The organism is Duganella phyllosphaerae (assembly GCF_001758785.1).
In the GTDB taxonomy this organism is placed as follows: domain Bacteria; phylum Pseudomonadota; class Gammaproteobacteria; order Burkholderiales; family Burkholderiaceae_D; genus Rugamonas; species Rugamonas phyllosphaerae.
Genome location: NZ_LROM01000131.1, coordinates 75,169 through 96,703, shown reverse-complemented (window position 1 = coordinate 96,703; position 21,535 = coordinate 75,169). Strand labels below are relative to the sequence as shown.

The window sequence follows — 21,535 nt, the reverse complement described above, 5'->3', positions numbered from 1 at the left end:
GGCGTCAGTTCGGTGGCAGGGCGGCGTGCGCCTTGCTGCAGTAGATGGCGCCGTCGAAACGCACCGCTTCGCTGGCCGGGAAGAACACGCCGCAATGCGCGCATTCGAGCATGGTTTCGGCCTCGATCGCGGCCTGCGAGGTTGCGCGCGGGGTTGCGTGCGGCGCGTAGCCACCGGACGCTTGCGCTTGTTGCCGCTGCTGCGCTTCGCGCATCTGTTGTTCGGCGCGCTTTTGCGCACCGCGTATCTTGCTGCGGATCGCGAAGACGACCAGGCAGATCAAAGCTGTCCAAAACAAAATGCGGCTCATGCCCATCCCTTATGCAATACCACTTCAAACACGAAACGGCTGCCGACATACGCCAGCAGCAAGGTGGCGAACCCCGCCAGGGTAAAACTGAGCGCCGTCTTGCCGCGCCAGCCACGCAGGCGCCGGCCCGCCAACAGCGCCGCGAACAGCAGCCACGACAACATGGTAAACGCCGATTTATGGTCCCACTTGAGCGCCTGGCCGAACAGTTGTTCGGAAAACACGATGCCCGACAACACGGTCAGGGTGAGCAAGGTAAAGCCGATGCCGATCATGCGGAACAGCAGTTTTTCCATCGTCAGCAGCGCCGGCAACTGGTCGAGCGCGCCCGACAGAAAAGTCTTGCGGTCGGTGGCCGCGTGCAGGCGCGCCTCCTGCAGCGCCATCAGCACGGCGTGGAAAGCGGCAATCGTCAGGGTGCTGTAGGCCAGCGTGGCCACCGCGATGTGCCAGCCGAACAGCGGGGTCTTGTCACCGAGCGGGATCAGGGCGCCCGGATAGATCGCTTGCAACGCGACCGTGAGCGCGGCAGCCGGCATCACCAGGCGGCGCAGGCCGTCGAGGCCGAAATTGCGGTTTTCGATCCAGTACGCGGCCACCGACACCCACAGCGCCGACGACAGCATGGCGGCAAAACCGAGCCGCAGCGAGCCGTCGGCCGCGACGTCGGTCCACAACCCGGCGCCATGCACCATCCAGGCCACGACCGTCACCGCCGACACCAGCGTGCCACGGCGCGACGGCAAGGCGGCGCAAAGGAGATACAGCGCGATGGCTGCGATGAACAAATAGGTCTGCATGCACCCAGTTTACACTATCGCTCACTCGGCGGCAGCCATCCGTTCGCCCCAGTTCTGCCTAATCGACCGCCGCCATGCGCAGTTCGTCGTGGTGGTGGCGTTGTTGTTCCTCCATCACCAGCTGGCCCAGCTCGCGCTTGAGGGCATTGAATGCAGCATCGGCCGGGTCGCGCAGGCGCGGCAGGTCCACCAGCACATCGCGCTTGACGGTGCCGGGACGGTACGTCATGACCACGATGCGGTCGGCCAGGTAGATCGCTTCCTCGATGCTGTGGGTAACGAACAGGATGGTCTTGTTCAGCGCCGCCCACAGCCGCAGCAGTTCGTCCTGCAAATTGCGGCGGGTGAGCGCGTCGAGCGCGCCGAACGGCTCATCCATCAGCATGATCGGCGAATCGAGCGCCAGCACGCGCGCGATCGCCAACCGCTGGCGCATGCCGCCCGACAGGTCCTTGGGATAGCGGTGGCGAAAGTCGGCCAGCGCCAGCATGGCCAGCAATTCATCCACCCGGGCGGCTGTCGCCGCCGCGCTTCTCCCCTGGATGCGCAGGCCGAAACCGATGTTGTCGGCCACCGTCATCCACGGGAACAGCGCGTATTCCTGGAACACCATGCCGCGCTCGGGGCCGGGACCGGTCACCAGCCGGCCGCCGGCGGTGATCCGGCCGGACGTGGGCGGCGCGAAGCCGGCCACCGCGTTGAGCAAAGTGGACTTGCCGCAGCCGGAAGGCCCCAGCAGGCAGACGAACTGCCCTTGCGGGATGGCCAGGTCGATGCCCTGCAAGGCCACCATGTCGCGCCCGGCCGCGTGGAACACCTTGCCGACGTTGTCAATCAAGATATGTGGATTCATTGCTGCTCCAGGCCGCGGTGCCAGCGCAGCAAATGGTTATTCAAGCGGTTCATCGCCACGTCGATCGCCAGGCCCAGCAGGCCAATGGTGACCATGCCGGCGATGATCTTGTCCGACCAGAAGTACTCGCGCGCTTCCAGGATGCGGAAACCCAGGCCGTTGTTTACCTCGATCATCTCGGAGACGATCACCACGATGAAAGCGGTGCCGATGCCGATCCGTACGCCCGACAGGATGTACGGCACGGCAGCGGGCAGGATCACGCGCAGGAACAGGATGGCGCCGCTGGCGCCGAGGTTGCGCGCAGCGCGCAGGTAGATGCCATCGACCTGGCGCACGCCGGCGATGGTGTTCATCAGCACCGGGAAGAACGCCCCCAGCGCGATCAGGAACACCGCCGGTGGATTGCCAAGTCCGAACCACAGGATGGACAGCGGAATATAGGCGATCGGCGGAATCGGCCGCAGCAGCTGCATCATGGGATTGAGCCAGCGGTAGGCGCGGGCGTTGGCGCCCATCGCCAGGCCGAGCGGCAGCGCCAGCCCGGCGCCGATGGCAAAGCCGACCGCCACGCGGTACAGGCTGCCGAGCGAATCGACGACCAGCTCACCCGAAACGGCCCAGGCCAGCCATCCGCCCTGGCTGGCATCGTACGACTGCAGCGGCAGCAGGTACTCGAGCAACTTGTGCAACACCGCCAGCGGCGACGGCAGCACCTGCGGGTTGACCCAGCCCAGCGTGGTGGCGGCCTGCCACAGCACGATCACCAGCGCCGGCACGATGGCGCCGACCAGGCTGGCGCCGGCGCGCTGCAGGAGCAACGGAGCGGCGGCCATCTATTTCACCCCCAGGGTTTTCTTGGCCGCCGCCAGCAGGTCGGTGCGCACCCACTCGTGGGCGGTGGGCGCGTGGCGCAGGCGGCCCACGCCGGTCTTGAGCATGGTCTCGGCGGTGACCTGGATATGCTCGGCCGTGATGTCGTAACTGAACGGCGAATTGCCGATGGCGTCAACAAAATCGGCGCGACTGAGCTGGCCCTTGAATAGTACCTCGCGCACGTATTTCTCGGCGGTGGCCGGCTGCTCGATGAAGGTCTTGGTGGCCTGCACGAAGCAGCGCATGAATTTTTCGGCCAGCGGGCGCTGCTGCGTATAAAACTTCTCCGTCATCACCATGGTGCGCACCGGTTCGCCGATCGGGGTGTCGTACGGTTTCAGGATTTCGCTGCCAAAACCCTGGCTCAGCGCCTGCGACGACTGCGGCTCGGACTGCATCATGGCGTCGATGTTACGGCCCAGCAGTGCGTGGTTGAGGTCGGGATAAGCGAGGAACACCAGTCGCACATCCTTGCCCGGCTGGTCGGACGCGGTCATGCCGTGCTTGTGCAACTCGGCCAGCAGCAGCACGTCCTGGATGGCGCCACGGGTGACGCCCACGCGCTTGCCCTTCAGATCGCGCACGCTCTTGAGCTGCAGGTCGCTGCGGCCCACCAGCCGCGCCCCGCCCCGGGCAAAGCCGGCCACGACAAAAATCGGCGCGCCACCGGCACGGCCGAGAATGGCGGCCTCCGATGCCGTGGTACCAACGTCGAGCTCGCCGGCGATGATGGCCTGCATCACGTCCAGGCCCTTGGCGAAGACGTGTTCTTCCACCTTGAAGCCGCACTGCGGGGCGATTTCCTTGATATACGAGACGGCGCCGAAATGGGCCAGTTTGATATTGCCGAGCCGGACCACCTGCTGGGCACCGGCGCTGTGACAAACTGAAATGAGGGCCAGCAGGCAGCCCAGTGCTTTGAGGTTCATCCGATACTCCTGTTAGTTGTCTATCGGTAAGATATACCTTGAGGCAACTAATCAGGCTTTGCGGCGGGTCAACCCGGCGTGTGCTGGTGGAAAGGTGCTAGCGGGCGGCGCGGATACGGGCGATGCGCTCGCCGGTGGCCGGGTGGCTCGACAGGTAAGACGCATCCTGGCCGCCGCTGGCCTGGCCCAGCTTGACGAACGCCTGCGCCATGTGCTCGGGGTCGATGCCGTTATGGCGCAACATCGCCACCGCGTAGTCGTCGGCTTCGTACTCGGCCTCGCGCGAGTATTTCATGTCCAGCGCCACCGTCGGCAGCGCCGTCAGCATGGCCGAGAGATCGCCGAAGATCACCCAGGTACCCGCTGCCACGGCCGAGCTTTGCACCAGCCGCCGCGTCAGGTGGCGCCGGTGCAGGTGGCCCAGTTCGTGCGCCAGCACGGCCATCACCGCCTGGTCGTCCTTGAGCAGGTTTACCAGCTGGTCAGTCATCACGATGTCGCCCGACGGCAGCGCCAGCGCATTGGGGCCGATGCGGCTGCTGCGAAACACCAGCTTCCAGGTCGGCGCATCGGGCTCGGGCGCGACCAGCGCGGCGAATTGCCGGCGCAGCTGCTCCTGGCGCGCGGCCGGCAACCTGGTCGGGCCCAGCACGCGCCGGTCGAGTACCTCCAGCACGCCCTGCCCCATCTGGCGCTCCACGCTGACTGGCAGGGTGTTGGCCACCCAGCCGGCGGCAGCCGGCAGCAAATATACATACGACACCACCACCACGCCCACTGTCACCCCCAGCGCAACCAGCACGCCGCGCCAGCTTTGCTGGGCGCGCACCACGCCGGTATCGCGGTGGCCGGTGCCGGCCAGCAGCTGCGCAAAAGCGGCGCGGTCGTCCACCTCGAGCCAGGCGCCGTCCTCGAAGCTGACCTTGCGCGCGGCATGGCGCGCGCGCTCGGACACCCGCAAGCTGGCCAGTGGCGCGCTGCGCTCGACGTCGCCGGACAGGTGCGCCACGCCGTCCGTCACAGTCAAGGTCACGCGGTGCAGGCGCGAGGTCTTGCCGTCGAAATAGCGGCCGGTGACGCCGGTGCTGGCATTGCTGGTGTCCATACCGGTCACAGCGAGAAGTCGAAGTCCATGAAGTCGGACACGCCCTCGCCGGCGGCGTTGACGTCGGCGCTGGTGCTGGCGACGAATTCGTCCAGGCTGCCCGCAGGGATGATCATCAGCGATTCGATCCGGTAGCGCATCATGCGCACCTGGGCGAACGGCAGGAACAGGCCCAGCGTGAAAATCACGCCCAGGATATTGGTGACGATGATGAACAGCATGCGGCCGGTGCGCACCTCGGAGCGGAATTCGTGCTGGTCCAGGCTGGCGTTATTCCACACCAGGTTCTGGATCAGCGCGATCAGCAGCGGCGCCATCGACAGGATCAGCAAATAGAACAAGGCGATGCCGATGAACATGCCCGGACCGAAGCCCTGGGCGATCGCCTCGGCCTCGTTGCGCCCGGCGAAGGTGCTCGCCGCTTGCGCTGCAAACAGCACCATGAAGACCACAAAGGCGACGATGCTCACCAGCAGGAAAGCGCCGAACAGCTTGTAGAAACTGCCCACGCTGGCGCGCGTGGCGAACCGCGCCTGGCCGAAGCGGCTTTCATTGAACTGCCAGGCCTTCAGGCGCTGGTAGATATACGGCGTGGCCAGGCCGAACGTGACGATGTTGAGCAAGGGGCGCAGCAGGCAGTTGATGTAGGCGTCGCGCAGCTGGCCGTCGAAGCGGAAGCGGATGCCGCGCCAGGCCGAGTTATGCAGCTGGAACTGCAGGCTGCGCCAGATAAACCACGGCACCACCGCCGCCATCACCAGGAACATCACCACGGCCAGCAGCGGCGACACCTTGCCGGCCAGCGCGTAGGCGCCCACCACCACGGCAGCGACGATGCGGCCCTTGAGGATGGCGATCGGGTTGCCGTGGTATTCGAAGCTGCTGCCGGCCAGCTCGGTGCTGGAGTAGAAATACTGGTTGCGGCGCACCTTGGCCCAGGCCGAATAAATGCCGAGGGTGACAATGCTGAGCAGCAGGTTGACGATCCAGATGCGGAAATACTCGCTGCCGCTGGCGTGGAATTTCAGGTGCTGGGGCGGCGTTGCCGGTGCGGGTGCGGGCGCAAACGCCGCCCCCGGTTTTTCGAAGTCAACCATGTTGTTGATCACCTTGTTATCAAAACAGGAACCATGCGCCATTGCCAATATATTGTCAATAAGAAATTGACAGCCAGTCGTGGTGGCCGTTGTTGTCCGCGCGTCCTGAGGTAAAATGACGGCCATTGTCCGTCCGGACCCTGCCCTATCACCGCTTCCACAGGTTCATCATGCTAGATAATCTTACCCAACGCCTTGCCAAGGTGGTCAAAACCATGCGCGGCGAGGCGCGTCTGACCGAGGCCAACACCGCCGAGATGCTGCGCGAAGTGCGCATGGCGCTGCTGGAGGCCGACGTCGCCCTGCCGGCGGTGCGCGAGTTCATCGCCCGCGTCAAGGAAAAAGCCATGGGCGAGGAAGTCATCTCCTCGCTCTCGCCAGGCCAGGCACTGGTGGGCGTGGTGCAGCGCGAGCTGGCCAGCCTGATGGGCGCCGACCTCGGCCCCGAAGCGACCCAGTTGAGCTTTGCCCAGCAGCCGCCCGCCATCATCCTGATGGCCGGCCTGCAGGGTGTGGGCAAGACCACCACCGTCGGCAAGCTGGCCAAGTACCTGAAAGAAGAGAAGAAAAAGAAAGTGCTGACCGTCTCGGCCGACGTCTATCGTCCCGCCGCGATCGCCCAGCTGCAATCGGTCACCGCGCAAGTGGGCGCCGACTTCTTCCCGTCCACCGCGCAGGACAAGCCGGTCGATATCGCGCTGGCCGCGCTGGACTGGGCCAAAAAGCACTACCACGACGTGCTGATCATCGATACCGCCGGCCGTCTCGGTATCGACGAAGAAATGATGAAAGAGATCGCTGCCGTGCACAGCGCGGTCAAGCCGATCGAAACCCTGTTCGTGGTCGACGCCATGCTGGGCCAGGATGCGATCAACACCGCCAAGGCCTTCAACGACGCGCTGCCGCTGACCGGTATCGTGCTGACCAAGCTCGATGGCGATTCGCGCGGTGGCGCGGCGCTGTCGGTGCGTCACATCACCGGCAAGCCGATCAAGTTTGCCGGCGTGTCGGAAAAGCTCGATGGCCTCGAAGCGTTCGATCCGGCCCGCATGGCCAGCCGCGTGCTGGGCATGGGCGACATCATGGCGCTGGTGGAAGAAGCGCGCAAAGGCGTGGACAGCAAGGCCGCCGCCGACCTGGCCAACAAGATGAAGAGCGGCGCCAAGTTCGACATGAACGACTTCAAGGCGCAGCTGGGCCAGATGAAAAAGATGGGCGGCATGGCCAGCCTGGTCGATAAACTGCCGGCGCAGTTCCAGCAGGCCGCCGGCAACGCCAACATGGGCCAGGCCGACAAGCAGGTGCGGCGCATGGTCGGCATCATCGACTCGATGACGCCGCAGGAACGCGCCAAGCCGGAACTGATCAAGGCCACCCGCAAGCGCCGCATCGCGGCCGGCGCCGGCGTGCAGGTGCAGGAAGTGAACCGCATGCTCAACCAGTTCGAGCAGATGCAAACCATGATGAAAAAGCTGTCCGGCGGCGGCATGGCGAAGATGATGCGGTCGATGAAAGGCATGATGCCGGGGATGCGCTAAGGCGCACTGCAAACGGGCCGGAAACCGCGCCAATACAGGGAAAACAGCCGGTGCATGCCCCTGCGGGGTGCACTGGCGCGCATAGCCACAGAATTACGTGGTGTTTCCAGGCCAAAACGCGAAAAACGCTTGCATAAGGCATAAATCCCCACCAATATTAGCCGGTGCGATCAATTGCGCAATTTTCCATGTGTTCGTTAAGGAGGCTCGAATATGGCAACAGCCAAAAAAACCCCAGCAGCACCCGCCAAGAAGGCCCCGGCAGCAGCCGCAGCCGCTGCCGATAAACCGGCCGCTGCCAAAAAAGCAGCCGCTCCCAAAGCAGCAGCCCCAAAAGCAGACAAGCCAGCAGCAAAGCCCGCAGCAAAAAAAGCCGCAGCCCCTGCAGCACCGCGCAAGCCGAACGCCGCTTTCATGAAAGCGCTGACGCCGTCCGCATCGCTGGCCGCCGTGGTCGGCGAAGCACCGCTGCCGCGTACCGAAGTGACCAAGAAAGTCTGGGATTACATCAAGAAGCTGGACCTGCAAGATCCGGCCAACCGCCGCATGATCAATGCCGACGACAAGCTCAAAGCTGTCTTCGGTGGCAAAGCCCAAGTTTCGATGTTTGAAATGACCAAGCTCATTTCGGACCACCTGAAGTAATTCTCAGTGCTGCGGCCCCGCGCCGCGCCGGGATGCCCCCACCGCTCACGCGCTGGGGGCATTTCTTTTTTGGGAACCTCAAAAAACCTGCTGCGCGATCCGCTATCGCCGCTCCGTTGCTCCGTTGCTCAGCGCACCTCCGTACGCTTGCGCTACTCGCGACGATAACGAACCGCTCGCTACGGTTTTTTTCGAGGTTCTCCCCCTTCGGGGTCAGTGCCGACATTTAGACACGAACCCATCACTACAACGACCAATACCGTGCGGTTAAGTTCAATAATGTCCGAATGTCGGCACTGACCCCGAAGCTTACGTTCGATACCGCTTGACGAAAGACATAGGGACACCCCCCGCGGGGGGAAATTCCGCTATTTCCAGTTATTCCACGCCTTGAGCACCGCGTTCGGGTAGTCGGGCCTGCCGCGGCTGCCGTTGTAGCGACCGAGCGCCAGGTACAGGTTGCCGCCTTCCATGTCGAGGTACATGCGCAGGATGGCGCAGCCGTAGCGCAGGTTGGTTTGCATGTGGAACAGCGCGCTGCGGTTGCGGTCGCCGATCACGTTGGTCCAGAACGGCATCACCTGCATATAGCCACGTGCGCCGGCAATCGACACCGCGTACTTGCGATAGGCCGACTCCACCTGGATCAGCCCCAGCACCAGGCCGGGATCGAGCCCGGCGCGGCGCGCCTCGTACCAGGCGGTGGCGAGAAATTCGTTGCGTGTCTGGTCGTCGGGCAGCTTGCGCTGCAGCCGGGCCGACATGGTGGCCAGCCACAGTTGGTAGCGCTGGCGGTCGGCGTCGTTGCGGAAAGTGGGACTCGGTGGCGCCGGGTCCTTGATGGCGTTGGCCAGCGCCAGTCGCACGGAATCGGCAAGGGCTTCTTCCTTCTGGTTGCCGGCAATGGCAGCGCCGGGCAATGCCAGCATCACGATAAACGCCACAAGACACCGCCAAGCACCAAGCCGTCGTTCTCGCGTAAGCGGGAACCCATAGACCGCCTCCTCGGAGGCAAAGTATGGATTCCCGCGTTCGCGGCGTTTCGCCGCCGCGAAATGACGGATTAAAGTTCCGCTCACTGCGCCAGTTTGCCTTGCACGAAACCGAGGATCTCGGCCACTGGAACAGCCGTCGCTTCGGCATCACGACGGCCCTGGTACTCGAGATTGCCCTCTTTCAAGCCACGGTCGCCGATCACCACGCGGTGCGGCACGCCGATCAGTTCCCAGTCGGCAAACATCTGGCCCGGACGCAGGCCACGGTCGTCGACAATCACGTCGATGCCGGCAGCGACCGCCTCGGCATACAGCTGCTCGGTCGCTTGCTTGACCGCTTCGCTGCGGTCCATGCCCATCGGGCACAGCACCAGTTCGAACGGCGCCAGCGAGGTTGGCCAGATGATGCCCTTGTCGTCGAAGTTCTGCTCGATCGCCGCGCCCAGGATGCGGGTGATGCCGATGCCGTAGCAACCCATCTGCAGCGGCGCCGGTTTGCCGTTTTCGTCGAGGAACGTGGCCTTCATGGCGGCCGAGTAGGCAGTGCCGAGCTGGAACACGTGACCGACTTCGATGCCGCGCTCGATGGTCAGCACGCCCTGGCCGTCTGGCGACGCATCGCCTTCGACCACGTTGCGCAGGTCGGCCACGATCGCAGGTTCGGCCACGTCGCGCCCCCAGTTGGCGCCCGTGTAGTGGTAGCCGGCGTCGTTGGCGCCGCAAATGAAGTCGGCCATGTTGGCGACGGTGCGGTCGGCCACCACGGTCACTGGCGCCTTGGTGCCGATCGGACCCAGGTAGCCAGGCACGCAACCATAGACTTCGGCGATTTCTTCTTCGGTCGAGAAGCGGTGGTCGGCCAGGCCGGCCACCTTGGCCACCTTGATCTCATTGAGTTCATGGTCGCCGCGCAGCAGCAACATGAAATACTGTTTGGCTGTTTTGCCGTCCTTTTCGGTTTCCACGGTCAGCGCCAGGGTTTTGACCGTCTGCGACAGCGGCAGGCCCAGCTGGGCCGCCACCAGTTCGCACTTGGTGGCGTCGGGCGTGGCGACCTTGCTCAGCGCCTGGGCGGCTGCGGCGCGCTCGGCGGTGGCTGGCAGCGCCTCGGCCGCTTCCATGTTGGCGGCGTAATCGGACGTGGGGCAATACACCAGCGCGTCTTCGCCGGTATGGGCGATCACGTGGAATTCGTGCGAACCGCTGCCGCCGATAGCGCCGTTATCGGCCGCTACCGCACGGAACTTCAAACCGAAACGGTTGAAAATACGCGTATAGGCGTCATACATGATCTGGTACGAAGCCTGCATGCCGGCCAGGTCGCGGTCGAACGAGTACGCATCCTTCATGGTGAACTCGCGGCCGCGCATCAGGCCGAAGCGTGGGCGGCGTTCGTCGCGGAACTTGGTCTGGATGTGGTAAAAATTCAACGGTAACTGGCGGTAGGATTTGATCTCCGAACGCACGACGTCGGTGATCACTTCCTCGGCGGTAGGCTGGAAGGCGAACTCGCGGCCGTGGCGGTCCTTGATGCGCAGCAATTCGGCGCCCATCTTGTCCCAGCGGCCGGTTTCCTGCCACAGCTCGGCCGGCTGAATCAGCGGCATCAGCAGTTCGACGGCGGCGGAACGGTTCATCTCTTCGCGCACGATGGCTTCGACCTTGCGGATCACCCGCAGGCCGATCGGCATGTACGTGTAGATGCCCGAACCGAGGCGCTTGATCATGCCTGCGCGCATCATTAACTGGTGGGAGACGATCTCTGCATCGGCTGGTGCTTCTTTAAGCGTGGAAATAAAAAAACGTGAGGCGCGCATACGGTGAATTCTTTTTAAAAAGAGAGAGTTATAATCAACCTAATTTTAAAGGATTAGCTGGCTGATGCGTCCATACTTTATACAAATGCGTTCAATACATGGCCCTTCGACCGATTTCGTACCGCGGAATTCCCGCCGAAGCGTCTTTTTGTGGGCAAAAATATAAGCAGGGAGCTCAGTCGCAGAAAGTTTGAGGTGCAATATGCTGGATCGTGAAGGGTTTCGGCCCAACGTCGGCATCATCCTGCTCAACGCCCAGAACGAGGTGTGGTGGGGCAAGCGGGTGCGCGAGCATTCATGGCAGTTTCCACAAGGAGGCATCAAGTACGGAGAAACGCCTGAGCAGGCGATGTATCGGGAGCTGGAAGAGGAAATCGGTTTGCGGGCCGAGCACGTCAAAATCGTCGGTCGCACCCGCGACTGGTTGCGTTACGAGGTGCCCGACCACTTTATCAAGCGGGAAATCCGCGGCCATTACCGTGGCCAGAAACAGATCTGGTTCCTGTTGCGCATGTGTGCGCGCGACAACGACGTCAATCTGCGCCTGACCGACCACCCCGAGTTCGATGCCTGGCGGTGGCACGAGTACTGGGTGCCGCTCGATGTCGTGATCGAATTCAAGCGCGATGTCTACCAGCGCGCGTTGCAGGAACTGTCGCGGTTCCTCACCTGGCCGCCCAACGGCCAGGAGCGCCGCCACGGTTCGCGCTACCTGCGCCAACCGCGTGCGGGTGCGGGCGCCGGCGCGGAACTGGAACGGCGCGTGCAGGTGGCCGACCCTGCGGCCATCATCACGCCACCCACGGCAATCAAGACCGGCAGCTGAGGTCCTGACGAATGTACCCGCCCCGGCATGACAATGCCGTGGCGGGTACAATGTCGCCATCATGTTCAATCCCTCTTCCGACGATGTACGCCGCTTCTTTTGCGAGGTTTTCCGCAAGCAGCGCGCCAATGACATCCTGACCCCGCTCGAAGCGATGGCGTCCGACTGGGTGCGCCACCACCCCGAATACCACGACGTGCTCACCGACGTCGAGTCCGCGCTGGGCCGCAATTACTCGGTCGAAGGCGCGCAGGCCAACCCGTTCCTGCACCTGTCGATGCACCTGTCGATCGACGAACAGATCTCGATCGACCAGCCGCCCGGCATCCGCGACGCCGCCACCGCCCTCACCCTCAAGCTCGACGACGCCCACGCGGCGCAGCACGAAATCATGGAATGCCTGGGCGAGATGATCTGGAACGCCCAGCGCAACGGCACGCCGCCGGACGGTGCTGCTTACGTGGAAGCAATCCGTCGCCGCCTCCGCTAGCCACTACCGGCCATCGCGCCGCCGCTGCCGTCATCCTCGCGAACGCGGGGATCCATGGAACGGCTGATCCGTTCCAACTCAGATCGTAGCCAGTTCGACTCACAGGTTCCATGGATCCCGCCTGCGCGGCGATGACGGATTAACGGTCCCCGCATGAAAAAAGGCCACGCATCGCGTGGCCTTTCAGTTTCAGTAAGACAGAGTTACTTCACAACCGGCGCCGCCAGCGCTGCCGCCGGCACCACGGCTGGCGCAGGTTGCGCGCTGCCGGTTTCGTCCAGCGTGAACGCTTTCAGGCCCAGCACCGAGCTGCTGTACTGGCGAATCTGGTTGGCCAGCACGGGATCGCTATTGAGCTTGTGACCATACGAGGGCACCATGGCCTTCATCTTGGCATCCCACTCCGGCGTGGCCAGCTTGGCCTTGAACGCGGTTTGCAATACCTTGATCATGATCGGTGGCGCGGTCGAAGCGCCTGGCGAGGCACCGAGCAGAGCGACGATGCTGCCGTCAGCCGAGCCGACCACTTCGGTACCGAACTGCAGTACGCCGCCTTTTTCCGGCAGATCCTTGACGATCTGCACGCGCTGGCCGGCGTTTTGCAGGGTCCAGTCTTCCATCTTCGCTTCCGGCAGGTATTCGCGCAGGGTAGCCAGGCGGTCTTCCGGCGAGTTCAGCACCTGTTCGATCAGGTACTTGGTCAGCGGAATGTTGTCCCAGCCAGCTTGCAGCATCGGACGCACGTTGCCGGTGCCGATCGACGCTGGCAGGTCCACCCACGAACCGTTTTTCAGGAACTTGGTCGAGAACGTTGCGAACGGTCCGAACAGCAGGGCTTTCTTGCCGTCAATGATGCGGGTGTCCAGGTGCGGTACCGACATCGGTGGCGAACCGACCGATGCCTTGCCGTACACCTTGGCGGCATGCTTTTCCACCAGCGCCTGGTTGGTGGTGACCAGCCATTGGCCGCCGACCGGTACACCGCCGTAGCCCTTGGCTTCCGGGATGCCCGATTTTTCCAGCAGCGGCAGCGAACCGCCGCCGGCGCCCACGAACACGAACTTGGCGCGCACGGTTTTCACGGCATTGGTGTCGAGGTTCTTGACGGTGACGTTCCAGTTGCCGTCGGTGCCGCGCTTGATGTCTTCCACTTGCGTGCGCAGGTTGACGGTGGCGCCGTGCGAGTCGGTCAGGTGCTTGACCAGTGCGCGGGTCAGGTTGCCGAAGTTGACGTCGGTACCGATTTCCATGCGGGTGGCGGCGATCTTTTGCGACGGGTCACGGCCGGTCATCACCAGCGGCGCCCATTCGGCGATCTTGGCCGGGTCTTCCGAGTACAACATGCCCTTGAACAGGTTTTCCTTTTGCAGTGCAGCATAGCGCTTGCGCAGGAAATTGATGTTGTCATCGCCCCAGACAAAGGCCATGTGCGGCACATTGTTGATGAACGTGGTCGGCGCACCGAGGTAACCACTCTTGACCTGGTAGGCCCAGAACTGCTTCGACACTTCGAACTGCTCGTTGATTTCAACGGCTTTCTTGGTTTCGATGTGGCCGTCGGCCGCTTCCGGAGTGTAGTTCAGTTCGGCGAATGCCGAGTGGCCGGTGCCGGCGTTGTTCATCGCGTCCGAGCTCTCGGCCGCCACTTTGTCCATGCGCTCGTAGAAAGCCATGGTCAGGGTGGGATCGAGTTCCTTGAGCATGGTGCCCAGAGTGGCGCTCATGGTGCCGGCGCCGATCAACAGGACGTCGACCGGTTTGTCGTCGGTGGGTGCCGGCGGTTTGCTGCATGCGGCCAGGATCAGGCACGACATCAGGATAACAATTGACTTACGCATACGTAACTCCGTGGTGGTGATCGTGATGGGACAGTGCGGCCGGGCCATTGCCAGGAACGATGACTAGGTATCGAAGGTGGCTGTCTGCCGCTGAATCGAGGCGGATGAGGGGGTGACGGCTGCCGGCGCAAGCACGCATAAAGTTGCGCGCGTGTCCATAGTTAAAATCAAGGATATCGATTTTATCAGTGTACTCCTGGCGCCAAAATGGGGATAACACTTACGCAAACGTGCTCAAACTACGTAGTTACTAACCGCAGAACGATGTAAAAAAGCCACGACAACCGGAGATTGGCGTGGCTTTGATGAGTGGGAGAAACGATCAGCGATGCACGGCCATCGTCCCCGGCAAGCTATGCAGGTAAGCGGCCAGGTCCTTGATGTCCTGGTTGCTCAGCGGCTTGACCTGGCCGGTCATGATGGCGTTGTTGCGGCCGTAAGCGCCGTCACCGCGCTTGTAGGCGGTGAGCGCATGTTCGAGGTAGTCGCGGTGCTGGCCGGCCAGCTTCGGATAGCTGGGGTCGAGCGGCGTGTTGTAGTCCTTGCCGTGGCAGGTAAAACAGTTGTACTTGTCGGCCAGCGCCTTGCCATTGGCCACGTTGCCGGCGGCCTGGGCCGTCATGGAGATTGCGGCGCACGCGAAGGCGGCAACCAATGTTTTGATAGTGAGGTGATTCATTTTGCGCTCCCGGCCCTGGTTTGCTGCGCATAGAATGCGGCGACGTCGGCAATGTCCTGGTCCGACAGGCTGGCGGCGATGCCACGCATGCTCGGATGCTTGCGGTCGCCTTTCTTGTAGGCTTGCAGCGCAGCCTCGATGTACTTGGCGCCCTGGCCGCCGATCATCGGCACTTGGTAGACTTCCGGGAACGTGGCCTTGTAGCCGGGGATGCCATGACAGCCGATGCACATTTCGATCTTTGCTTTGGCGGCCTGGGCATTGCCCACGATTTCCGCCGCCGTTCCCGCCTGGGTAAAGCCGACTAAAAGAAGAAATGGAAGTGCTGTGATTTTTTTCATGGTCTTTGCTAGGTGGGTAATCGACGCCGGCTACTGAACACTTGACTTTTGCACTACCAGTGCAGGGATTCTAACCTAACAAATTTGACAAAGCTACACAGTCACGTCGCTGGAAACAACACCGGCGGCGCCGTCTTTTGCAGTGCAGCGTAAAGCGCTCACGCCCCTTCTCCACTATACTTGGTGCCATCGTCCACGCTCCGAGACCCACGCATGCAAGCTACTGCCCGCTTTGAAGGTTCCGATCAATACGTCGCCACCGCCGACCTCAAGCTGGCGGTCAACGCCGCCCTCACCCTGCAGCGTCCGTTGCTGATCAAGGGCGAGCCCGGCACCGGCAAAACCATGCTGGCCGAGGAAGTGGCCGCGGCACTGAACATGCCGCTGATGCAGTGGCACATCAAGTCCACCACCAAGGCCCAGCAGGGCCTGTACGAATACGACGCCGTCTCGCGCCTGCGCGATTCGCAACTCGGCGACGAGCGCGTGCGCGACATCCAGAACTACATCGTCAAGGGCGTGCTGTGGCAGGCGTTCACCGCGCCGGCGCCGGTCGTGCTGCTGATCGACGAGATCGACAAGGCCGACATCGAATTCCCCAACGACCTGCTGCGCGAACTCGACCGCATGGAGTTCTACGTGTACGAAACGCGCGAGATGGTGCGCGCCGTGCACCGGCCGCTGGTGATCATCACGTCCAACAACGAAAAGGAACTACCCGACGCCTTCCTGCGCCGCTGCTTCTTCCACTACATCCAGTTCCCCGACCGCGAGACGATGGCGCGCATCGTCGAAGTGCACTACCCGCATTTGAAACGCGAACTGCTGGCGCAGGCCCTGCAAACCTTTTACGCCGTGCGCGACGTGCCCGGCCTGAAGAAAAAGCCGTCCACCTCCGAATTCCTCGACTGGCTCAAACTGCTGATGGCCGAGGACATCGGCCCCGAAGCGCTGCACGGCGTGGACCACAAGTCCATCGTGCCGCCGCTGCACGGCGCCCTGCTGAAAAACGAGCAGGACGTGCACTTGTTCGAACGGCTGGTGCAGATGGCAAGGGCCAACCGTTGACCGGGCGCTGAGATGCTGATCGATTTCTTTTTCACCCTGAAAGACGCCAAAATCCCGGTGTCGATCAAGGAGTTCCTGACGCTGCTGGAAGCGTTGCAAAAGAACGTGATCGACACGTCGCTCGACGACTTTTACTACCTGGCGCGCCTGACGCTGGTCAAAGACGAAGCCCACTACGACAAGTTCGACCGCGCCTTTGGCCTGTACTTCAAGGGCATCGCCGCCCACTTCGACGAAAAGAGCGAGATCCCGCTCGACTGGCTGCTGCAAAAGATGAAGCGCGAGCTCACCGACGAACAAAAGGCGCAGCTGGAAAAATTCGGCTACGACAAGCTGATGGACCGCCTGGCCGAGCTGTTAAAAGAGCAGAAGGAGCGCCACGAGGGCGGCAGCAAGTGGATCGGCACCGGCGGCACGTCGCCGTTCGGCCACGGCGGCACCAACCCGGAGGGCATCCGCATCGGCGGCAAGGGCGGCAACCGCACGGCGGTCAAGGTGTGGGAAGAGCGCGCGTTCAAGGACTACGACGGCGAGCGCGAAATCGGCACCCGCAACATCAAGGTGGCGCTGCGCCGGCTGCGCAAGTTCGCCCGCGAAGGCGCCCACGAAGAACTGGCGCTCGACGCCACCATCCACGCTACCGCCAGCAACGCCGGCTTCCTCGATTTAAAAATGCAGCCCGAGCGCAAGAACAACATCAAGGTGCTGATGCTGTTCGACGTCGGCGGTTCGATGGACGACCATATCGAGCGCACCGAGGAACTGTTCGCCGCCTCGCGCACCGAATTCAAGAACATGGAGTTCTACTACTTCCACAATTGCGTGTACGACTTCGTGTGGAAGAACAACCGCCGCCGCCAGTCCGAGCGCTTCAATACCTGGGACATCCTGCGCAAGTACCCGCCCGACACCAAGCTCATTTTCGTCGGCGACGCCACCATGAGCCCCTACGAGGTGCTGCACCCGGGCGGCTCGGTCGAGTACAACAACAGGGAAGCGGGTAGCGAGTGGCTCACGCGCTTTACCAACGCGTTTCCGAAGTTCGTTTGGTTGAATCCCGAGCCGGAAGGCTCGTGGCAGTACCGGCAGTCGATTGCCATCATCCGCCAGTTGATGAACAACCGCATGTATCCGATCACGATCGATGGGCTGGAGCGGGCGATGCGCGCGCTCAGCAAATAGAGGGGCCGCTCACGAGCAGCCTGCTAGCCAGGCAACTGCAAGCGGTAACCAACCGCTGTCTCGGTCAGCAAAAACTTCGGCTGGGCCGGATCGGCTTCGAGCTTGTGGCGCAGGTGGCCCATGTAAATGCGCAGGTAGTGGCCGTTTTCCGACTGCGATGGCCCCCACACGGCGCGCAGCAGCTGCGGGTTGGTCATCACCCGGCCCGCATTGGCCACCAGCACCGCCAGCAGCCGGTACTCGGTGGGCGTGAGGTGCACATTCTCGCCGCCGCGCGTCACGCGGCGGTTCTGCAAATCCACGGCCACGTCGCCGAAGTTGATCAGGCCTTCCTTGCTGGCCGCCGGCTGACGCTGGCGGCGCAAGGTCGCGCGCACGCGGGCCAGCAGCTCCCCTACCCCGAACGGCTTGGTCAGGTAGTCGTCGGCGCCAGCATCGAGCGCGCGGATCTTGTCCGCTTCATTGACCCGGGCCGAGAGCACGATCACCGGCGCCGACGACCACTTGCGCAGGTCGAGCACGAAGTCGATGCCGTCGCCATCGGGCAGGCCCAGGTCCAGCACGATCAGGTCGGGCTTGCGGGTGCCGGCGTCGATCAGGCCCCGTTGCAGCGTGGCCGCTTCGAACACCTGCCAGCCCTCCTCTTCCAGCGCGGCGCGCACGAAGCGGCGGATTTGCGGCTCGTCTTCCACCAGCAAGGCGGTAGGCGCGGTGGCGAGATGGTCATGCTCGGTCATGGTGTCTCCGGTTCGGCTTCCAGCTCGGGCATGGCCGGTGGGGTGCCCAGTGGCAGGGTGAAGGTAAAGGCGGCGCCGCCGAGCGGCGCCGCGTGAGCGGTGGCGCTGATACGGCCGCCATGCGCTTCGACGATGGCGCGGCAAATTGCCAGCCCCAGGCCGACGCCGGGCTTGGCCGATTCGCGCTCGCCCCGCGTGAATTTTTCGAAGATCGCTTCCTCGCGCCCTGGCGGCAGACCGGGGCCGTCGTCCGCCACGGTGATATTGATCCACTGGCCGTGCAGCGCGGCGCCAATGGCGATGGTCGATCCGGGCGGCGTGTACTTGGCGGCGTTTTCCACCAGGTTGGCCAGCACCCGCTCGATCAGCACGGCGTCGTAGCGCAGCAGCGGCAGGTGATGGGGCAGCTCAGTGCGCACGTGGTGGCTTTGCAGTTGCGAGCCGCTGGCGCGCAAGGCGCTGCCCACCACTTCCTCGAGCGGCTGCCATTGCAGGTTGAATTTCACTTCGCCGCTCTGGATGCGCGCCATGTCGAGCAGGTTGGTCACCATGGCGCTCATGCGCAGCGCCTCGTCGTGCAGCGCCACCGCCACCTCGCGCTGGGCGTCGGGCAGCGGCGGTTTGGCGCCGGCCAGCGCTTCCGACAAGCCGACGAGCGACGTCAACGGCGTGCGCACGTCGTGCGACAGTGCCGCCAAGAGTGAATTGCGCAATCGCTCCGACTCCATGTTCACCAGCGCGTTCTGCGCCACCTCGATGTAATGCACGCGCTCGAGCGCAATCGCGGCCAGCGCGGCAAAGGTATCGAGCTGCTGGCGTTGTTCGGGAATCAGGAGCCAGCGCTGGCGCAGCGGCTCGATCGCCAGCACGCCCCGGGTGCGCATCGGCGCGACCAGCGGCAGGTAGAACAGCGCACTGGCCGGCAGCGTATCGGTACCCAGGCCCGCACTCTCGGCATTGTCGAACGCCCACTGGGCAATGCCCACGTCGAGCGTGACGCCGGCAGGCGGCGGCAGCAGGCGGCCATCGGCGTCGGGCAGCAGCAAGGTGGCGCGGGCGCGGAAGGCGTTTTCGATGAACAGGCGGGTGGTGTCGAAGATTTGCTCGGTTTGCAGCGCGCCCGACAGCTCGCGGGCGAACTCGTACAGGGAGCGCGAGCGCTTCTCGCGCTGCGCCGCCACCCGCGCCTGGAAGCGCAGACCAGACGTCAGGTGGCCTGTGATCAGGCCCACGGCCAGCATCACCATGAAGGTGATCACGTACTGGAAGTCGGAAACGGCAAAGTCGAAGCGCGGCGTGACGAAGAAAAAGTCGAAGCAGGCCACGCTCACGCAGGTGGCCACCACCGACGGGCCGCGCCCGAAGCGCACGGCCGTGAGCAGCACGCCGAGCAGGAACAACATGGCGATATTGGCCAGGTCCAGCCAGGCCAGCAGCGGCATGGCGGCCAGTGCGATGGCGATGCTGGAGACAACCGCCACGGCGTAGCCGGTGGCGCGTTGCTGTTGCCACGGCAGGCGCACGCCGGAGGCTCCCGGCGCTCCGCGTACATCATTGCCAGGTTCGCCATAGCCGTCCGCGTGGTCGGCGTCGGCAGCGGCATCGGCGCCCCAGGCGGTACCCGTGCTGTTTTTGCCCGGGTTGGCCGGCGCCTCGATGCTGGCCGCGCCGATTTCCACCAGGTCCAGGTCTGGCGCATAGCGGGCCAGGCGCTTGATGTGCGGCGTTTGCCACGGCCAGGATGAGCGTGAGCGTCCCAGCACGAACTTCGACAGGTTGTGGCTGCGCGCATACTCCACCGCCGCCAGCGCCACGTCGCGGCCCGGCACCACGGCCGTGGTGGCGCCCAGGTCTTCGGCCAGTTTCAAGGTGCGCAGGATCTGCTCGCGGCGCGCGGCGGGCAGCTTTTGCAGCGCCGGCGTCTCCACGTAGATCGCGTGCCAGTCAGTGCCCAGCTGGCCGGCCAGGCGCGCCGTGCTGCGCACCGTGTGCTCGGCGCCGGGATTCGGACCCACGCACGCCAGCAGCGCGGCGCCGGTTTTCCAGATGTCGGCAATCGACTGCTCCACGCGGTACGCGCGCACATCGTCCTCGATACGGTCGGCGGTGCGGCGCAGCGCCAGCTCGCGCAGGGCGATCAAATTCCCCTTGCGGAAGAAGTTTTTCGAGGCCCGCTCGGCCTGCGGCGCCTGGTACACCTTGCCGCTTTTCAGGCGCGCCAGCAGTTCGTCGGCCGGCAGATCGACCAGCACCACCTCGTCGGCCTGGTCGAACACGGTATCGGGTACCGTCTCGCCCACGCGGATGCCGGTGATGCCGCCCACCACGTCGTTGAGGCTTTCCAGGTGCTGGACGTTGACGGTGGTGAGCACGTCGATGCCGGCGTCGCGCAGTTCTTCGACGTCCTGCCAGCGCTTGGGGTGGCGCGAACCGGGCGCGTTCGAGTGCGCCAGTTCGTCCATCAGGATCAGCGGTGGATGGCGCTCGAGCGCGGCATCGAGGTCGAATTCGGCCAGGGTGCGGCCACGATGCTCGACCGCGCGCGGCGGCAGGACCTCCAGCCCGGCCAGCATGGCGGCGGTCTCGCTGCGTCCGTGGGTTTCCACCACGCCGACCAGGACCTCGTTGCCCTCAAGCTGAAGCTTGCGGGCGGCAGCGAGCATGGCGTAGGTTTTGCCCACCCCGGCCGACGCGCCAAAATAAATGCGCAGCTTGCCGCGCGCGGCGCGCCGCTCCCGGGCCTGGACTTGCGCCAGCAAGGCGTCGGGATCGGGGCGCTGGCTATCGTGGGGAATGGACATGCGGCGATTCTACCTGAGCGGATAAATCAGCGGCCAGTCTGGTCGAGCGCCAGGTTGAGCGCCAGGACGTTGACGCGCGGCTCGCCGAAAAAGCCCAGGTACTGCGGACGCGTATGCTGCTCGATCAGCGCCAGCACCTGCTTGGTGTTGAACTGGCGGGCAGCGGCCACGCGGGCGGCCTGGTAGCGGGCGGCGGCCGGGCTGATCTCGGGATCGAGGCCGCTGGCCGAGGCGGTCACCAGGTCCACCGGAATGGGCTGGGTGTTGGAGGGATCAAGCGCCTTGAGGGCGTCGATACGGCCTTTCACGGCGTCGATCTGGGCCGCGTTGGTGGGGCCGAAGTTGGTGCCGGAAGAACCGGCGCCGTTATTGGGCATCGGACCGGTGCCCGACGGGCGGCCCCAGAAGTATTTCGGTGAACTGAACGACTGGCCGATCAGCGACGAGCCGACGGTTTTGCCGTCGACCTGTACCAGGCTGCCCGCCGCTTCGGCAGGAAAGGCGGCGGAGGCAACCCCGGAGACGGCCAGCGGGTAAAGCACGCCGCAGAGAATGGTGAGTGCGCCGAAGATGACCAGGGCGGGACGGAAGTGGGATGTCATGACAGC

General features: G+C 63.9%; 21 protein-coding genes. 6 read left to right on the top strand and 15 right to left on the bottom strand.

From position 1 onward, the window contains the following. Positions 1-4: 4 nt before the first annotated feature. The 7 genes from DUPY_RS22785 to DUPY_RS22755 form a co-directional block, all read right to left on the bottom strand. Complete coding sequence (locus DUPY_RS22785; protein WP_070251406.1) at positions 5-310, bottom strand: PP0621 family protein; 306 nt, start codon at positions 308-310, stop codon at positions 5-7. Then, the gene (locus DUPY_RS22780) at positions 307-1,110 is read right to left on the bottom strand and encodes a cytochrome C assembly family protein (RefSeq protein WP_070251381.1); all 804 of its coding nucleotides are present in this window, start codon (positions 1,108-1,110) and stop codon (positions 307-309) included. Before DUPY_RS22780 ends, DUPY_RS22785 begins: the two co-directional genes overlap by 4 nt. 58 nt (positions 1,111-1,168) lie before the next feature. Continuing rightward, positions 1,169-1,963: an ABC transporter ATP-binding protein gene (locus DUPY_RS22775; RefSeq protein WP_070251379.1), complete on the bottom strand. Its 795-nt coding sequence runs from the start codon at positions 1,961-1,963 to the stop codon at positions 1,169-1,171. After that, entirely contained in the window at positions 1,960-2,799 is an 840-nt protein-coding gene (locus DUPY_RS22770) for an ABC transporter permease (RefSeq protein ID WP_070251378.1), read from the bottom strand. The genes DUPY_RS22775 and DUPY_RS22770 overlap by 4 nt, the downstream gene beginning before the upstream one ends. Then, entirely contained in the window at positions 2,800-3,768 is a 969-nt protein-coding gene (locus tag DUPY_RS22765) for an ABC transporter substrate-binding protein (RefSeq protein ID WP_070251376.1), read from the bottom strand. A gap of 97 nt (positions 3,769-3,865) precedes the next feature. Beyond that, entirely contained in the window at positions 3,866-4,873 is a 1,008-nt protein-coding gene (locus DUPY_RS22760) for a M48 family metallopeptidase (RefSeq protein ID WP_070251374.1), read from the bottom strand. Positions 4,874-4,878: 5 nt separating this feature from the next. Then, positions 4,879-5,970: a YjgN family protein gene (locus tag DUPY_RS22755; RefSeq protein ID WP_070251405.1), complete on the bottom strand. Its 1,092-nt coding sequence runs from the start codon at positions 5,968-5,970 to the stop codon at positions 4,879-4,881. A gap of 170 nt (positions 5,971-6,140) precedes the next feature. On the opposite strand from DUPY_RS22755, the gene ffh reads away from it, so the two are divergent. After that, complete coding sequence (ffh, locus tag DUPY_RS22750) at positions 6,141-7,508, top strand: signal recognition particle protein (RefSeq protein WP_026637523.1); 1,368 nt, start codon at positions 6,141-6,143, stop codon at positions 7,506-7,508. A 213-nt stretch (positions 7,509-7,721) separates the two neighbouring features. Beyond that, a complete protein-coding gene (locus DUPY_RS27345) occupies positions 7,722-8,153 on the top strand; it encodes an SWIB/MDM2 domain-containing protein (protein WP_071651684.1) in 432 nt (143 codons plus the stop codon). A gap of 368 nt (positions 8,154-8,521) precedes the next feature. On the opposite strand, the gene DUPY_RS22735 is transcribed toward DUPY_RS27345, so the two are convergent. Both DUPY_RS22735 and DUPY_RS22730 read right to left on the bottom strand, forming a co-directional pair. Further along, complete coding sequence (locus tag DUPY_RS22735) at positions 8,522-9,082, bottom strand: lytic transglycosylase domain-containing protein (RefSeq protein WP_070251402.1); 561 nt, start codon at positions 9,080-9,082, stop codon at positions 8,522-8,524. 146 nt (positions 9,083-9,228) lie between these two features. Further along, positions 9,229-10,965: a proline--tRNA ligase gene (locus DUPY_RS22730; protein WP_070251369.1), complete on the bottom strand. Its 1,737-nt coding sequence runs from the start codon at positions 10,963-10,965 to the stop codon at positions 9,229-9,231. Positions 10,966-11,167: 202 nt separating this feature from the next. Between DUPY_RS22730 and DUPY_RS22725 the strand changes: the two genes are divergently transcribed. Beyond that, positions 11,168-11,791: an RNA pyrophosphohydrolase gene (locus DUPY_RS22725; protein WP_070251368.1), complete on the top strand. Its 624-nt coding sequence runs from the start codon at positions 11,168-11,170 to the stop codon at positions 11,789-11,791. Positions 11,792-11,852: 61 nt separating this feature from the next. Beyond that, positions 11,853-12,281 carry a DUF1841 family protein gene (locus tag DUPY_RS22720; protein WP_070251366.1) on the top strand — a complete coding sequence of 143 codons (429 nt, stop codon included), beginning with the start codon at positions 11,853-11,855 and terminating at the stop codon, positions 12,279-12,281. A 203-nt stretch (positions 12,282-12,484) separates the two neighbouring features. Here the strand turns inward: DUPY_RS22720 and mqo are convergent, their stop codons facing one another. The 3 genes from mqo to DUPY_RS22705 all read right to left on the bottom strand — a co-directional run bounded on the left by mqo (position 12,485) and on the right by DUPY_RS22705 (position 15,139). After that, positions 12,485-14,119, bottom strand: a complete 1,635-nt coding sequence (gene mqo, locus DUPY_RS22715; RefSeq protein ID WP_071651683.1) for a malate dehydrogenase (quinone) — start codon at positions 14,117-14,119, stop codon at positions 12,485-12,487. Between the two features lie 322 nt (positions 14,120-14,441). Beyond that, positions 14,442-14,798, bottom strand: coding sequence for a c-type cytochrome (locus DUPY_RS22710; protein ID WP_070251361.1), 357 nt, complete (start codon positions 14,796-14,798; stop codon positions 14,442-14,444). Beyond that, positions 14,795-15,139 (bottom strand): c-type cytochrome, encoded by a 345-nt coding sequence (locus DUPY_RS22705; protein WP_070251359.1) that lies wholly within the window; start codon positions 15,137-15,139, stop codon positions 14,795-14,797. The genes DUPY_RS22710 and DUPY_RS22705 overlap by 4 nt, the downstream gene beginning before the upstream one ends. 213 nt (positions 15,140-15,352) lie before the next feature. Here DUPY_RS22705 and DUPY_RS22700 point away from each other — a divergent pair, with 213 nt between their 5' ends. Then, positions 15,353-16,207, top strand: a complete 855-nt coding sequence (locus tag DUPY_RS22700; RefSeq protein WP_070251357.1) for an AAA family ATPase — start codon at positions 15,353-15,355, stop codon at positions 16,205-16,207. A gap of 12 nt (positions 16,208-16,219) precedes the next feature. Beyond that, positions 16,220-17,389, top strand: coding sequence for a vWA domain-containing protein (locus DUPY_RS22695; RefSeq protein ID WP_070251355.1), 1,170 nt, complete (start codon positions 16,220-16,222; stop codon positions 17,387-17,389). A 23-nt stretch (positions 17,390-17,412) separates the two neighbouring features. Here the strand turns inward: DUPY_RS22695 and kdpE are convergent, their stop codons facing one another. From kdpE to kdpC, 3 genes are read right to left on the bottom strand one after another with little or no spacing between them, the layout of a single operon-like run. Next, positions 17,413-18,126, bottom strand: coding sequence for a two-component system response regulator KdpE (kdpE, locus tag DUPY_RS22690; RefSeq protein ID WP_070251353.1), 714 nt, complete (start codon positions 18,124-18,126; stop codon positions 17,413-17,415). Next, a complete protein-coding gene (locus DUPY_RS22685; RefSeq protein ID WP_070251351.1) occupies positions 18,123-20,927 on the bottom strand; it encodes a DUF4118 domain-containing protein in 2,805 nt (934 codons plus the stop codon). Before DUPY_RS22685 ends, kdpE begins: the two co-directional genes overlap by 4 nt. 26 nt (positions 20,928-20,953) lie before the next feature. Next, positions 20,954-21,529 carry a potassium-transporting ATPase subunit KdpC gene (gene kdpC, locus DUPY_RS22680; RefSeq protein ID WP_070251348.1) on the bottom strand — a complete coding sequence of 192 codons (576 nt, stop codon included), beginning with the start codon at positions 21,527-21,529 and terminating at the stop codon, positions 20,954-20,956. Positions 21,530-21,535: the final 6 nt, after the last annotated feature.

What these genes read in the sequence shown, in the direction of transcription:
- DUPY_RS22785 (WP_070251406.1), bottom strand. Translation starts at nt 310, where the DNA reads ATGAGCCGCATTTTGTTTTGGACAGCTTTGATCTGCCTGGTCGTCTTC.
- DUPY_RS22780 (WP_070251381.1), bottom strand. Translation starts at nt 1,110, where the DNA reads ATGCAGACCTATTTGTTCATCGCAGCCATCGCGCTGTATCTCCTTTGC.
- DUPY_RS22775 (WP_070251379.1), bottom strand. Translation starts at nt 1,963, where the DNA reads ATGAATCCACATATCTTGATTGACAACGTCGGCAAGGTGTTCCACGCG.
- DUPY_RS22770 (WP_070251378.1), bottom strand. Translation starts at nt 2,799, where the DNA reads ATGGCCGCCGCTCCGTTGCTCCTGCAGCGCGCCGGCGCCAGCCTGGTC.
- DUPY_RS22765 (WP_070251376.1), bottom strand. Translation starts at nt 3,768, where the DNA reads ATGAACCTCAAAGCACTGGGCTGCCTGCTGGCCCTCATTTCAGTTTGT.
- DUPY_RS22760 (WP_070251374.1), bottom strand. Translation starts at nt 4,873, where the DNA reads ATGGACACCAGCAATGCCAGCACCGGCGTCACCGGCCGCTATTTCGAC.
- DUPY_RS22755 (WP_070251405.1), bottom strand. Translation starts at nt 5,970, where the DNA reads ATGGTTGACTTCGAAAAACCGGGGGCGGCGTTTGCGCCCGCACCCGCA.
- ffh (WP_026637523.1), top strand. Translation starts at nt 6,141, where the DNA reads ATGCTAGATAATCTTACCCAACGCCTTGCCAAGGTGGTCAAAACCATG.
- DUPY_RS27345 (WP_071651684.1), top strand. Translation starts at nt 7,722, where the DNA reads ATGGCAACAGCCAAAAAAACCCCAGCAGCACCCGCCAAGAAGGCCCCG.
- DUPY_RS22735 (WP_070251402.1), bottom strand. Translation starts at nt 9,082, where the DNA reads ATGCTGGCATTGCCCGGCGCTGCCATTGCCGGCAACCAGAAGGAAGAA.
- DUPY_RS22730 (WP_070251369.1), bottom strand. Translation starts at nt 10,965, where the DNA reads ATGCGCGCCTCACGTTTTTTTATTTCCACGCTTAAAGAAGCACCAGCC.
- DUPY_RS22725 (WP_070251368.1), top strand. Translation starts at nt 11,168, where the DNA reads ATGCTGGATCGTGAAGGGTTTCGGCCCAACGTCGGCATCATCCTGCTC.
- DUPY_RS22720 (WP_070251366.1), top strand. Translation starts at nt 11,853, where the DNA reads ATGTTCAATCCCTCTTCCGACGATGTACGCCGCTTCTTTTGCGAGGTT.
- mqo (WP_071651683.1), bottom strand. Translation starts at nt 14,119, where the DNA reads ATGCGTAAGTCAATTGTTATCCTGATGTCGTGCCTGATCCTGGCCGCA.
- DUPY_RS22710 (WP_070251361.1), bottom strand. Translation starts at nt 14,798, where the DNA reads ATGAATCACCTCACTATCAAAACATTGGTTGCCGCCTTCGCGTGCGCC.
- DUPY_RS22705 (WP_070251359.1), bottom strand. Translation starts at nt 15,139, where the DNA reads ATGAAAAAAATCACAGCACTTCCATTTCTTCTTTTAGTCGGCTTTACC.
- DUPY_RS22700 (WP_070251357.1), top strand. Translation starts at nt 15,353, where the DNA reads ATGCAAGCTACTGCCCGCTTTGAAGGTTCCGATCAATACGTCGCCACC.
- DUPY_RS22695 (WP_070251355.1), top strand. Translation starts at nt 16,220, where the DNA reads ATGCTGATCGATTTCTTTTTCACCCTGAAAGACGCCAAAATCCCGGTG.
- kdpE (WP_070251353.1), bottom strand. Translation starts at nt 18,126, where the DNA reads ATGACCGAGCATGACCATCTCGCCACCGCGCCTACCGCCTTGCTGGTG.
- DUPY_RS22685 (WP_070251351.1), bottom strand. Translation starts at nt 20,927, where the DNA reads ATGTCCATTCCCCACGATAGCCAGCGCCCCGATCCCGACGCCTTGCTG.
- kdpC (WP_070251348.1), bottom strand. Translation starts at nt 21,529, where the DNA reads ATGACATCCCACTTCCGTCCCGCCCTGGTCATCTTCGGCGCACTCACC.